13 protein-coding genes are annotated in these 13,404 nt (G+C 41.7%); 9 read left to right on the forward strand and 4 right to left on the reverse strand.

What is annotated here, in order from left to right; genetic code table 11:
• Positions 1-96 precede the first annotated feature (96 nt).
• Entirely contained in the window at positions 97-2,577 is a 2,481-nt protein-coding gene (locus tag AC1DPZ_RS01535; protein WP_477400761.1) for a DUF5686 family protein, read from the reverse strand.
• A 132-nt stretch (positions 2,578-2,709) separates the two neighbouring features.
• On the opposite strand from AC1DPZ_RS01535, the gene kbl reads away from it, so the two are divergent.
• The 4 genes from kbl (at position 2,710) to AC1DPZ_RS01555 (ending at position 6,001) form a co-directional block, all read left to right on the forward strand.
• Positions 2,710-3,900 (forward strand): glycine C-acetyltransferase, encoded by a 1,191-nt coding sequence (gene kbl / locus AC1DPZ_RS01540; protein ID WP_477400763.1) that lies wholly within the window; start codon positions 2,710-2,712, stop codon positions 3,898-3,900.
• Between the two features lie 71 nt (positions 3,901-3,971).
• Positions 3,972-5,006 carry a phenylalanine--tRNA ligase subunit alpha gene (pheS, locus tag AC1DPZ_RS01545; RefSeq protein ID WP_477400764.1) on the forward strand — a complete coding sequence of 345 codons (1,035 nt, stop codon included), beginning with the start codon at positions 3,972-3,974 and terminating at the stop codon, positions 5,004-5,006.
• Positions 5,003-5,416, forward strand: a complete 414-nt coding sequence (locus tag AC1DPZ_RS01550; RefSeq protein ID WP_477400765.1) for a Rieske (2Fe-2S) protein — start codon at positions 5,003-5,005, stop codon at positions 5,414-5,416. Before pheS ends, AC1DPZ_RS01550 begins: the two co-directional genes overlap by 4 nt.
• A gap of 3 nt (positions 5,417-5,419) precedes the next feature.
• Positions 5,420-6,001: a TetR/AcrR family transcriptional regulator gene (locus AC1DPZ_RS01555; protein ID WP_295718190.1), complete on the forward strand. Its 582-nt coding sequence runs from the start codon at positions 5,420-5,422 to the stop codon at positions 5,999-6,001.
• On the opposite strand, the gene AC1DPZ_RS01560 is transcribed toward AC1DPZ_RS01555, so the two are convergent.
• The gene (locus AC1DPZ_RS01560; protein ID WP_477400766.1) at positions 5,998-6,276 is read right to left on the reverse strand and encodes a hypothetical protein; all 279 of its coding nucleotides are present in this window, start codon (positions 6,274-6,276) and stop codon (positions 5,998-6,000) included. The genes AC1DPZ_RS01555 and AC1DPZ_RS01560 overlap by 4 nt on opposite strands.
• A gap of 589 nt (positions 6,277-6,865) precedes the next feature.
• Here AC1DPZ_RS01560 and rlmD point away from each other — a divergent pair.
• The 3 genes from rlmD (at position 6,866) to AC1DPZ_RS01575 (ending at position 9,445) form a co-directional block, all read left to right on the forward strand.
• Positions 6,866-8,269 (forward strand): 23S rRNA (uracil(1939)-C(5))-methyltransferase RlmD, encoded by a 1,404-nt coding sequence (gene rlmD, locus AC1DPZ_RS01565; protein ID WP_477400768.1) that lies wholly within the window; start codon positions 6,866-6,868, stop codon positions 8,267-8,269.
• Between the two features lie 131 nt (positions 8,270-8,400).
• Positions 8,401-8,802, forward strand: coding sequence for a hypothetical protein (locus AC1DPZ_RS01570; protein ID WP_477400769.1), 402 nt, complete (start codon positions 8,401-8,403; stop codon positions 8,800-8,802).
• Positions 8,803-8,935: 133 nt separating this feature from the next.
• Positions 8,936-9,445 carry a phosphoribosyltransferase family protein gene (locus AC1DPZ_RS01575; protein WP_477400771.1) on the forward strand — a complete coding sequence of 170 codons (510 nt, stop codon included), beginning with the start codon at positions 8,936-8,938 and terminating at the stop codon, positions 9,443-9,445.
• 73 nt (positions 9,446-9,518) lie between these two features.
• Here AC1DPZ_RS01575 and AC1DPZ_RS01580 read toward each other — a convergent pair whose 3' ends face one another.
• Together AC1DPZ_RS01580 and AC1DPZ_RS01585 are read right to left on the reverse strand one after the other, a co-directional pair.
• Entirely contained in the window at positions 9,519-10,613 is a 1,095-nt protein-coding gene (locus tag AC1DPZ_RS01580; RefSeq protein WP_477400773.1) for a CapA family protein, read from the reverse strand.
• A 101-nt stretch (positions 10,614-10,714) separates the two neighbouring features.
• Entirely contained in the window at positions 10,715-11,299 is a 585-nt protein-coding gene (locus AC1DPZ_RS01585) for a C40 family peptidase (protein ID WP_477400774.1), read from the reverse strand.
• 504 nt (positions 11,300-11,803) lie between these two features.
• Between AC1DPZ_RS01585 and pdhA the strand changes: the two genes are divergently transcribed.
• Both pdhA and AC1DPZ_RS01595 read left to right on the forward strand, forming a co-directional pair.
• The gene (gene pdhA / locus AC1DPZ_RS01590) at positions 11,804-12,799 is read left to right on the forward strand and encodes a pyruvate dehydrogenase (acetyl-transferring) E1 component subunit alpha (RefSeq protein ID WP_477400775.1); all 996 of its coding nucleotides are present in this window, start codon (positions 11,804-11,806) and stop codon (positions 12,797-12,799) included.
• A gap of 45 nt (positions 12,800-12,844) precedes the next feature.
• Positions 12,845-13,404, forward strand: a 560-nt coding sequence (locus AC1DPZ_RS01595) for a biotin/lipoyl-containing protein (protein ID WP_477400776.1), incomplete at its 3' end; no start/stop codon positions are given.

The raw sequence follows: 13,404 nt of genomic DNA on the forward strand, positions 1-13,404 counted from the left end.
ATCGGGTGTTCGGCATGTTTTGGTAAATGGATCCATATAAAAATGCGAACACTTGATTATTATATGTAATAACCTTTCACCTTTATCCTTTCACCTTTACCTTATGCCGTAAAAGATCCTGAACCCCTGGATGTATTTTTTATTACCGGCGTAGGATATACCATAATCAACCCTGAAAATAAGGCGTTGTACGCCTACATAATATTCCTGGTAATTGCGGTTGTTTTTGGTAGTAAGGTAATTAGCGCCGATGACCTCTTCCAGCTTGGCCTTTCTCAGGATGGGGATCTTATTAAATATCGATCCGGCAAAGTTGTGCTGGAAATGTGCTTCAAAAAAGGCTCCATTGGTACTATATGTATAAAAAGGTAAAAAGTGGAAACTGCCTACATAGGTAGGATCAAAGGTGGTACCCTGGTTACCTAAAAAGTGGTTGTAATCCATATAATACAGGGTTTTGTCATTAAAGAAGCCTCCTGCAGTGAGCTTGAAAGCTGAAAAGCCGGTTAACCCCACCCTGATTTTGTATTGCGAAACATCAACAGAAGTAAAGTCATAATTAACATCCGAACCAAATACCCCCTTGATGCCTTTGCGGTAATTTACGGTGAGCGCCGGGTATTTTGAAGGCAGGTTAAACTTGCCGGTAGGCCGGGTAGTATATCGCTGGTCGAACGTAAAAGTTGCCGAGGTACTAAAGGTAAGTGCCTGGTTCTGTGGAAATAAAAAGGAATGGTCATCGGCTGGCGTTCCCGGCGGGGCCAGCGGATTGTTTGACGTATATTCCCTGTTTTTAACATCTTTAATGTGGGCGTATGAGGTATTGTAAAGCTGGCTTCGGCTGGCGTAAGACAGATTTCCGCTAAGTAATACCCCATTGGTAACCTCGCGCTGGTATCCAAACTGACCATAGTGGGTGCGGTAATACTTAACATAGTTATTTTCGCTTAAGAGGGTACTCAGGGTATTAAAGTATAGCGACCTGGTGCCTACGTTATTTAAATCCAGAATATCGTTGCCAAGGCTCATGAAAAACTTAGCATTGTGAAAAGGATCATTCTTATATTCCGAGTAAACATTGGCACTCAAAATTTTGTTTACAAATCCGTACCGCAAGTTCGGCGTTATACTTAGCGAGCGGAAATCGTCCAGCTTTTTGGTATATCTCACCTTAGCATTAATACCAAAACCCTCAACCGTGTTGTAATAAAAGGTTTGCAAAAAAGGATAAACATATAACGAATCCTTCTCGCTGCGGCTACTGGCATAGTAGCCAAATATTAAATAACCCGGATAGTTGATATGGTTTTTGGTATGTTGAATGGAATCTAAGTAGCGATCTGTTAACTTATAAGCTGCAACGCTATCCTTCTTTTGGTAATCCCGGGCTTCCTTTGTGGTTAAAGGAACGGGGCGGACAGATGCCCAGTAATCTTCCTTTTTTGAGTTTGCGGCAGTATCAATCTTTAATACTTCACCTGTAAAAAAATGATCCGGGAAAGTGGGGTTGATTTTATAGCTGTTATAAATAGCCAGGTAATACCCGCCAAATTTAAACCCAAAAACAGCTCCCTTAAAGTTGTATTGCACTGCCGATGGCATCCAAACGCTATCGGTAATGGCTACATATTGCTGGCTGATATGTAAAGTATCTATCAGGTTGAGGCTATTTATGCCATTGGCCAGGTACAGATCGGCACCGTATAAACGCCAGTCGCCCTCTACAATATAAATATCGCCCTGGAAATACTGGCCATGGCTGCGGCGTGGGATTACCTGTATTTTATCAATAACGCGACCATTCTCATTTGATACACCCAATAGCTTATACCTATAAAATGTTAATGCATTTGATGCCAGGGGCGATACAAAGCCACGGGTACTTAAACCGTTTATGGTAAACACATTATTGTAAAAATTCACCTGCAGATCGGATGCCTTATTATAACTAAAAGCAGTGTTTATACCAGCTGTTCGGTTGGCAATTGTAATTTCCTTTATTTTATCAGGCCTTTGAAAATTATATTCCGATAGTGATTCCTGCTGATAAAGAATGCCGCGACCTATGGAATCCAGATCAAGCGTATTGATAACCTCTTTTGATAATAGGGATTTAGGCGCGCTCAACAGTTTTTGCACTCCTTTTATATAAACCGCGCAGGAGTACGAAGCGGCTTCGTCCAGGTAGTATTTTCGCTTTTTGATCACTTGTTTCATGATGGTATCAGCAGCATCGCGGTTTTTGCGATAAATGGCAGCTACCCTTGCTGTTCCAAAAACCTCGTCATCCATTTGCACATTCAAGGTTTCATCATGATCTGTTATAGTAACTGTTACTACTTTTTCATTAAAGCCAACAGAACGGTAAGTTAAGTTATAGGTGCCGGGCGAAAGCTTAAACTGGTACAATCCGTTTTCATTAGCTGTAGTACCATAGGTTGAATTGCGAATGTATACTGAAGTAAACGGAATTACGTTGTTTTTTTGATCAGTTATCTGCCCGGATAATAGATATTGCTGTGCTGTTGTATTAAGAGCGCATAAAATAGTGACAATCAGCAGTAAGTTTTTTTTCATAATCTTTCTTTAGTAAGAATACTTTTTGCCTCCAAAATGTTTCATCTAAAGAGGCTATTTAATATTTAGACCTCATTAGGCATTTCAAATGCATGTGAATGCTTAATTTTGCTGCCTTTAATATTACATACTATGTATAATACACTACAGCCGGTTTTACAGCAGGAACTTGAAGCCATTGAAAATGCGGGGTTATATAAAAAGGAACGCATTATTACATCACCACAGGGCGCGGATATTACTGTACAGGGCGGCAAAGAAGTAATTAACTTTTGCGCCAACAATTATCTTGGCCTATCTGCAAATCCTAAAGTGATACAGGCAGCTAAGGATGCAATGGATACCCATGGTTACGGTTTATCATCTGTACGTTTCATCTGCGGTACACAGGATATACATAAGGAGCTTGAAAAAAAGATTGCCGAATTTTTAGGTGCCGAAGATACCATACTTTACGCCGCGGCATTTGATGCTAATGGCGGTGTTTTTGAACCATTGTTTAACGAACAGGATGCTATAATATCTGATGAGCTGAATCATGCTTCGATTATAGATGGTGTACGCCTTTGCAAGGCTCAGCGCCAGCGCTACAAGCACGATGATATGACTGATCTTGAAGAAAAGCTTAAAGCTACCGAAGGCTGCCGTCACCGTATCATAGTAACAGATGGCGCCTTTAGTATGGATGGCACCATTGCACAACTTGATAAGATTTGCGCTTTAGCCGAACAATACAATGCCCTGGTAATGATTGACGAAAGTCATTGCTCGGGCTTTATGGGTAAAACCGGGAGGGGTACCCATGAGCATCATAACGTGATGGGTAAAATTGACATTATTACCGGCACCCTGGGTAAGGCCTTGGGCGGTGCATCGGGAGGATTTACATCCGGCCGTAAAGAGATCATTGATATGCTGCGCCAGCGTTCGCGTCCGTACCTTTTCTCCAACACGCTTGCTCCATCTATCGCCGGCGCATCAATAGCTGTTTTGGATATGCTGAGTGAAACTACCGAGCTGCGCGATAAACTGGAAAGTAATACCCAATACTTCCGCCAAAAAATGACGGAAGCCGGATTTGATATAAAACCGGGAGTGCATCCAATTGTACCGGTTATGCTTTACGAAGCCAAGCTGGCCCAGGAGTTTGCCGCTAAAATGCTGGAAGAAGGCATTTATGTGATCGGTTTTTACTACCCGGTAGTTCCGCAGGGTAAGGCCCGTATCCGTGTTCAGATCTCGGCAGCACATGATATGCATCATTTGGATAAGGCTATAGCGGCGTTTACCAAAGTAGGTAAGGAATTGGGAGTGATTAAATAATTTTATATTTGCATCTTATTGTAAGCATGATTTATTCATGCTTGCCTGTTTAATARTAGTTAAGGAAAATAATGCAAGCTCAAATAGATCAATATACTGCCGAGATCAACGCCTTTTCACCGGTTAATGCCGATGAATTGGAAACGTTCAGGATAAAGTTTTTAGGCACCAAGGGAATTATCAAAGACTTGTTTGAGCAGTTTAAAAATGTCGGCCCCGAAGAAAAACGGACCTTTGGAAAGGTGCTTAACCAGTTTAAGCAACTGGCCGAGGCAAAATATACGGAGTTAAAGGATGGTTTTGAAGCTGGTCCGCAAGCTAAAGACCTGGATATCGATTTAACTTTGCCTGGTGATGGCTTTACCGTTGGCTCACGTCACCCTTTATCTTTGGTACGTAACGAGATCATCGATATATTTAAGCGCCTGGGCTTTGTTGTTGCAGAAGGACCGGAGATTGAAGACGACTGGCATAACTTTTCGGCCTTGAATTTCCCCGAAGAACACCCTGCGCGCGATATGCAGGACACCTTTTTTATTAAAAAGAACAACGGAAAGGATGATATCGCTTTGCGTACCCACACCTCATCGGTACAGGTGAGGATGATGGAGCATGGCAAACCACCATTCAGGGCTATTATGCCCGGCAGGGTTTACCGTAATGAGGCCATTTCGGCACGTGCTCATTGTTTTTTTCACCAGGTAGAAGGTTTGTATGTTGATGAAAACGTATCCTTCGCCGATCTGAAACAAACGCTTTATCACTTTGTGCAGGAGCTTTACGGCGAAGGCACCAGGGTACGTTTCCGCCCATCGTATTTTCCGTTTACTGAGCCATCTGCCGAGATGGACATATCCTGTACCATTTGCAAAGGGTCTGGCTGTAACATGTGTAAATACAGCGGCTGGGTTGAAATATTGGGTTGCGGTATGGTTGATCCGAATGTTTTGGAAAACTGCGGTATAGATAGTAAGAAATTTACCGGTTTTGCGTTTGGTATGGGTATGGAACGAATTGCCAATCTTAAATATGTTATTCGCGATCTGCGCCTGTTCTCAGAAAATGATGTGCGCTTCCTGAAGCAGTTTACAACCGAGATGCTATGAGAAGGCTGCTGATGATAGCATTCATTAGCTTATGCTATTTTTCATGCGGCAAAGCTACAGACTATGTACCCAGTGTACCAGTGAATTTCTCAAGGGCAATAAATGATCCCAGCCTATCGGCACTTAACAGTGCCGGCGGTGTGGTTTTTATAAGCGGTTATGGTGTTGCCGGGTTAATTATTTACCGTACAGCAACCGGCGGGTATGTTGCCTATGACCGTTGCAGCAGCTATCAGCCCGAAAAAAAATGCGCCGTAACACTTGATGCCTCCGGCTTTACAGTAACCGATCCATGCAGCGGATCAATGTTTTCGCTGAGCGATGGAACGCCTGTAAAGGCCCCGGCAACTAAGGCATTAAGGAGTTATATTGTAAGTTATTATAATTATACGATAACCGTATCCAACTAATTCATGGAAGCCGATAAAATAAAAGACAGTATAAAGCGGGCAGCTCAGGATCTATTCCGTAAATTCGGTTACCATAAAACCAGTGTTAACGAAATTGCCAAAAAAGCAAAAATTGCAAAGGCCACTATCTATAAATACTTTGATAGTAAAGAGGCTGTACTGCATATTTTGCTAATGGACTATATTAAAGCCAGTGTTGATGACCTGGTTCAAAGCAACACGCCCGATATGGATGAAGAGGCTCACCTCAATAACCTCATCATGAAAACCTGTCGCCTGTCGTACACCGTTTGCAACGAATTTATAGGCTGGGATTTCATCCGTGAATCCACCAACTCCCAGGATTTTTTGAAGAACTTATCCAACGAGCTGGAAGAAATGTTAATGGCTTCATTTATCCAACTGCCGGGCATCCGCAAGCACGAAACATACCACCAGCGATTGCGGTTTTTAATTAAATGCAGTAAAAGCATAGTGTTCAGCTTCGCGTTTACTTCGGTGAGTGATTCAGATGTACGTAAGAATTTTGTTTCTTTTCAAAAAGAGATTTTGCCGTATTTGGTGAAGGCGGCTATTGCGGTTTAAAGCTTTTCATCTATTTTAATACTTATCGTGCCGCTTTCCTCTACATCCCAAATGGTTGAAGCTTCTATATTAATTGAATTTAGATTTAAAAAGGTATCCACATGCTCCAGATAATCGCCTTCGATATCACCAAGCCGTGGAACGCCAATTACCCTGTTATCAATATTGACTCTCCTTATTCTGTCTGTAAGCAGAGTTAATGTGTTTTGTGAATAGTTGGTGACTATATCCTCGGCTAACTCTCCATTTTGGTCAAACAAAAGGTAATCAGTCATTAAAATCGAAAAAAACTGATTGTCGCGTCTATCGTAATAAAACACCTCCGAAAATCTCGTCGGTGACTGTTGAAGGCCGACTATTAACCAATTATATATTTGTTCCTGCGTGGTCATCTATAAAGATATAGAACATTGCGCGTGATATTCGAATCATTAATTTTATTTCTTTATTGACTTTGTAATTCAAAGGTTTTTTATTCTTCTTTTATAAAGAATTGGCTTGGTATATTGATGTACTTCTCTAGGAAGATGTTTTCACTTAGAACATTTCTCTTCGAATGTTCTAAGTGAAAAAAGTGAGCAAAGAAATTTATTTTCAAAAATACCATATACCATATTGGTTTTTAGTATGTTATTTATTATGTTTGCATAGTAAATTAAAAATGCCATGAGTCGTGAACTAGCAGATTTTTCTGACCAGATAGATGAGGAGTTCGAGGTTGAGGAAAAAGCAACAAAAGGTATAATAAGTTACCTGTTAAGCTTGTTTGCTTAGCAATAACAGCATGCCGCCTTTTGTAGGTTAACACCTTGATTCTTGTATCTTACTTCCTGATTATGCTTTTTTGCATAACTTTGCAGCCTGATGAATAAAGTTGCGAAACAGAAGTTTTTTGAAGACGTTCGGATAATTGATATTGCCGAAGAGGGTAAAGGGGTAGGCAAGGCAGATGAGTTTGTGCTTTTTGTTGATAAAGCCATCCCCGGCGATATTGCTGATGTGCAGGTTTACCGCAGCAAAAAGAATTTTGGTGAGGCAAAAATCACCCAACTAAAACAACCATCCGAGTATCGTACCGATCCTTTCTGCGAACATTTTGGCACCTGTGGGGGCTGTAAGTGGCAGCACATGACCTACGAGGCGCAGTTAAAATTCAAACAAAAATCTGTTGCAGACGCGCTTGGTCGCATTGCCAAAATTGATGTTGACGGTATCATGGATATCATCCCTTCCCCGGCCGATCGTTATTACCGTAACAAACTGGAGTACACCTTTAGTGATAAACGCTGGTTGTATGATGGCGAGAACAAGGAGGACGAAACGCTCAACATGAATGCGCTGGGCTTTCATATCCCCGGCCGTTTTGATAAAATACTTGATGTAAAACACTGCTACCTGCAGGCCGAACCATCAAATGATCTGCGTAACAGCATCCGCGATTTTGTGATAGAACAAGGCTATTCTTTTTATAATCTGCGCAATCACCATGGCGCTTTGCGTAACCTTATTGTACGAACATCATCAACAGGCGAGGTGATGGTAATTGTGGTTTTTGCGTATGTGAGCGAAGATGAGGTGAACAAGCTGATGAGCTTTATAGATGCAGGCTTCCCGGAGATTACTTCGCTGCTATACATCATTAACCAAAAAAAGAACGATACCATTTTTGACCAGGATGTAATAGCCTTTAAAGGCCCCGAATTTATCCATGAGGAAATGAATGGTATAAAATTCCGCATTGGTCCAAAATCATTTTACCAAACCAACAGTATCCAGGCCTTGCGCCTGTACGAAATAACCCGTGATTTTGCAGGTTTCACCGGGGATGAACTGGTTTACGACCTGTACACCGGCGCCGGTACCATTGCCAATTTTATAGCAGGTGATGTGCGCGAAGTTATTGGTGTGGAGTATGTGCCTACAGCTATTGAAGATGCCAAAATAAACTCAGCCATTAACAATATCACCAATACAAAATTTTATGCCGGTGATATGAAGGATGTGCTGGTGGCGGATTTTGTAGCCGAACACGGCAAGCCTGATGTGATCATTACCGATCCGCCGCGTGCAGGCATGCACCCGGATGTAGTTGCCCGCCTGATGGAAATTGAGGCCCCAAAAATAGTTTATGTAAGCTGTAATGCAGCTACACAGGCCCGGGATTTGCTGGTACTAAAAGAAAAATACGACACAGTAAAAATACAGCCCGTTGATATGTTCCCGCATACGCAGCATGTGGAGAATGTTGTGCTGTTGGTATTGAGATAGAGGGAGAGGAAGGACAGAAAAAAAAAGGAGCAAGGATAAAGGACAAAAAACTCTTTCTGGATTAAGAGTTTTATCTGCCCGGAGTTTCCCCTTTCTGGATTTAGAGTTTATCATTTAGAATTTTCTAACGTATGCAACCCGAAGACCTGTTAAACGAAGGTAATAATAAAGACAGCCATGAAGCGGCAAAGAACAGTCCGCTACTGAGCCTGGAGCGAGATCTTAAATTTTTTACGGATTCTATTCACGAGGTAGCAATCGAGATCATGATGGAAGGTTTATCGTCATATCCCATTTTCATCGCCCACCAGCACGAACTCAAATTAGGAGAATTGATCCTTGACAGGCATGATCTTAATTCGGATTGGAGCATCCATGCTTCAACGCTTGAAGAATTCACAGAACGTGGTGTAATCAAGCCCGAATTAAAAGACCGTTTCATCAACAGCTATAAAAATCCTAATGAATATATGTGCGTGTTTGTGGTAGTGCCGGAGGGAGCAAACTTTGTTTACGTTCCGTATAAAAAATAAGCTGTCGCAAAGTTTTAATGTTACAAAGTTGAAAGGTTACTTTGCAAAACGTTAAAACGGACTTGTATATTTACCACAAAAAAATGGAACATTACAACGGTCCAACCTTCAAACATTACAACAATTAATTCACATGTCTGAAAAAAAACTCCTGATATTAAACCAGCAACAGATACAGCAAAAGCTCGACCGTATTGCTTACCAGATACTGGAAGATAATTTCGACGAAGAAGAAATACTGATAGCCGGCATTATGCCCAGTGGTAACCACATTGCCAAAAGGCTGAAAGCCATCCTTGAAGAAATAGCTCCCTTTAGCTGTAAACTGTTATCTATTGAACTGGATAAGCAAAGCAGCAGCCTGCAGGCCAAAATTAATTTTGATGTAACGGAGTGCAGTAACAAAGTAGTGATCCTGGTAGATGATGTGCTCAATAGCGGTAAAACCCTTGCGTATGGCTTTGGTGTTTTCCTGGATGTACCGCTCAAAAAATTGCGTACAGCAGTATTGGTAGATCGTAACCACAAAAGTTTCCCTGTAACAACCGATTTTGCAGGCATGGCTTTATCCACGGTAATTAAAGAACATGTTGATGTTGTGCTTGATGAAGAGGGCGAAGAGGATGCGGTTTATTTGAGGTAATTGCATTAACTTTCTTTACAAAGGTTAATGCAGTACAATTATCAAAAACTTTGTGGCTTTAGCACCAAAGCTATTATGTTGCGGGTACTGTTACCGCTATCTCTCCTTCATCAGAAATGCTCAACCCGCTCCCCGGAAAATCTGATTCAGTAAGTGTCCTGATCCTTATAGCTGCCCGGTTCAGGGTGTCCTTAACCAGTCCGGTATCATGTGCCTGCCTGAACGATAAAATCCGGCCTTTCAAAAACTCACCTTTTTTATTTACATATACTTTCAGCATAGGTGCCAGGCCACAAATGCCGGCCACGCTTACACAACGATAGGTGCAAAAATTACCAAGGCTATAAGCAATCAGCCGGTTATTATAAAGTTCTATAGCGCGGTTAACATGAGGCCCATTGCCAAGAATCAGATCGGCCCCTGCATCAATAGCATTATGCGCAAAAGCATGCACATCGCCGCGTTTTTCATTAATGTAACTTTCCATGGCACAGGGCACATGCTCAAAATCAACACCCTCGCCGCCGCCATGAAAAGATACAATAACCACATCACAACGTTGTTTCAATTTGCTGATGATGCGGGCCGAGCCTTTCAGATCGAGTATTGATACCGTGTTTGCATTGGGAGCAAATGAGCAAAAGCCATATTTAACGCCATTCAATTCAAAAACGGTTGAAGGCTTAACCAGCAGTCCTGCATAATTAATGCCCAGGCTATCCAGCGTTTTAATGGTGCTTTTGCGACCGTTTACGTCAAAATCGTTAATATGATTGTTGGCTAAGCTAAGTACGTTAAAGCCGGCATCTTTTAAAACCGAGGCATATTTAGTAGGCATCCTAAACAGGAAGGCCTTGCTTTTTTGGTGTAATTTAAAATGGGCAGGATCGCCATTATCAAGCAGCGAGCCTTCCAGGTTGCCAAATATTATATCTGCGCCTGTCAACTCAGGCTTTACGGCTCTAAAGCTATTGACGGCACTGTCTGGCGGCAGGGTAGCGCTGTCGGGGTATGATGTGCCCAGCATAATATCACCTACTGCGGCAATGCATAATGAATCGGGCCGAACAGGAATGGTTTTTACTGGTTGGGTTATCACCGCCTTCTCCTTATGCCGCGCCAGGCGATGTTTAATAAGCGTGGGGTTTTCACAGGCTTGTAAAAGCATTGCAGTGCAAAAGGTTATAGGCAATAAAAAAAACCGTGCGGAAAAAAAAAGTCCCTTCATATTTATGAAAGGACTAATTTATGTATTTAATTGAATTTCTTTTAATTATTATCCTCTTCGTCGTTGGTTGCAGGGGTATTGCTCAACTCATCTTTAAACGAAGCAAGCAGGCGGCCACCCCTGTAAAAATAGCGGCTATAGTATTCGTCATCAAGGCTGCTGATAGCTACGCCTCTGGATGATGCATGTGCAAATCTGCCGCCACCAAGGTAAATACCTACGTGCGATATCCTGCGGCTATGTATTTTAAAGAAAACCAGGTCGCCTTCTTTAAGCTCATCCTTGTTAACAGGATTAACCATGCTGAAAATATCGCGTGAATTTCTTTTGATATCAAGGTTAAAAACCTCGCTGTATAATTCTTTGGTAAATGCCGAGCAATCGATACCTTTTCTGGAGCTGCCACCAAAGTGGTAGGGGGTACCAATCCAATCATAAACAAAGTGAAAAAGTTTCATGTTTGAGGTTGCGGATAACGCGACACCCATAATTTGCGATAAGTATGTTTTTGCTAAACCGTCCTGTTCATCGGTTTTATCCTCAGCAACACTTGTAACATTTTTTGTTTGAGCCTGTGAAGCTAAAACAGTGAAAATAAGGGCAATAGCCAGGGCAAATTTCTTCATTTAATCAGTTGAATTGTTGATAGGGTCAACAAATTGTTTATTAAATTAGACACTTTGTCTATCGTTGAATACAAAACTATCCATATTTTTTAAATTTGCAAATAAAACGCACTTTTTTTTCAAAAAATATAAATAAACAGGCTCAACTAAAAATCTTATTAATTTAACGCTGTTACTATTACGAAGAACGATTACATAATGTTGTGAGGCGCGATTCTTAATGTACTATTTATTACAGGATTGGTGAAAAAAAAGTCTGAAATTAAGGGCAATCATGTCTTTTTGACGGTTCGGACACAGAAAGTTGGTCGAAATGCTTTTGTAAAACCTTAAAATAGCCTTATAAAGTTTGGTTAAACAAACAAAACAGGCGTTATAATGCTTATAAAACATCCTAATATAAAATAAAAAATAAATCTGCATAACAAATTGGTTGTGGTTTCGATAATTTAAAGGATATAATTAGATTTGCGCTTTACTCCAAGAAAAAGATTGTTTAATTACATGAGTTCAATCGAAATAACAAAGGACACTTACCTGATGTGGTACGAACAAATGCTGTTGATGCGTAAGTTCGAGGAAAAAGCAGGACAACTATACGGACAACAAAAGATCAGGGGCTTTTGCCACCTGTATATTGGGCAAGAGGCCGTGCTGGCCGGAGCCATGTCTGTAATGAAACRGGAAGACAGTATGATCACCGCTTACCGCGATCACGCGCATGCTTTGGCAAAAGGGGTAACACCAAATGCCATCATGGCCGAGTTATATGGTAAAGCAACCGGATGCTCAAAAGGCAAGGGCGGATCAATGCACATGTTTGATAAAGAAAAACACTTTTACGGTGGCCACGGTATAGTTGGCGGACAGGTGCCAATGGGTGCAGGTATCGCTTTTGCCGAGCAATATAAGGGAACTGAGTTTGTGAACATAGCCTATATGGGTGATGGAGCGGTGCGCCAGGGTGCACTTACCGAAACCTTTAATATGGCTGCGCTTTGGAAATTGCCGGTAATTTTTGTTTGCGAAAACAATGGTTATGCCATGGGTACTTCTGTGGCCCGTACTACTATCCAAACTGATATTTATAAATTGGGCTTACCTTATGGTATCCCCTCATCAGCTGTTGATGGTATGGACCCTGCCGCGGTACACGTAGCAATGGATGAAGCCATTTCACGTGCACGTGCCGGCGAAGGCCCTACATTCCTGGAAATGCGTACTTATCGTTATAAGGGTCACTCTATGTCCGATCCTCAAAAATACCGCACTAAAGAGGAATTGGAAAGCTATAAAGCAAAAGATCCGATTGAAATAACCCGCCAGGCTATTGTTGAAAAAGCTTATGCCGACGAGAAATGGTTTGAAGAAGTTGATGCAAGGGTAAAAGTATTGGTTGATGAATCGGTTAAGTTTGCCGAAGAATCACCATGGCCGGAGGCTTCTGAATTATATACCGACGTTTACGTTCAAAGCGATTACCCTTACATTAGGGACTAACCGTTATATTTATACCAAATTTTTTATAACACATATAAATAGTATATGGCCGAAGTAGTTAGAATGCCTAAAATGAGCGATACCATGACCGAAGGGGTATTGGCGAAATGGCATAAGAAAGTTGGCGATAAAGTAAAATCCGGCGATGTATTGGCCGAGATTGAAACTGATAAAGCTACCATGGATTTTGAATCGTACCAGGATGGCACCTTATTATATATAGGTGTTGAAGAAGGTAGCGCCGTTCCGGTTGATGCTGTAATTGCCGTTTTAGGTAAAGATGGTGAAGATTACAAAGCAGCCCTTGCCGATGGTGCAGGAGAACCTGCTGCGCCTGCTAAGGAAGCAACCCCGGCTAAAGAAGCTGCACCGGTTGCTGATAAAAAACCTGCCGCTACTGCTGCGCCAAAGGTTGACCTTTCAAGCATACCGGCTACTGTAATACGTATGCCTGCGCTTAGCGATACCATGACCGAGGGCGTTAYCAATAAATGGAACTTTAAAGTTGGTGATAAAGTAAAATCTGACGACTMATTGGCTGATGTGGAAACCGATAAGGCTACCATGGAAGTTGTGGGTTACGAAGCGGGTACACTTTTATATAT

The organism is Mucilaginibacter sp. P4_G9 (genome assembly GCF_056400985.1).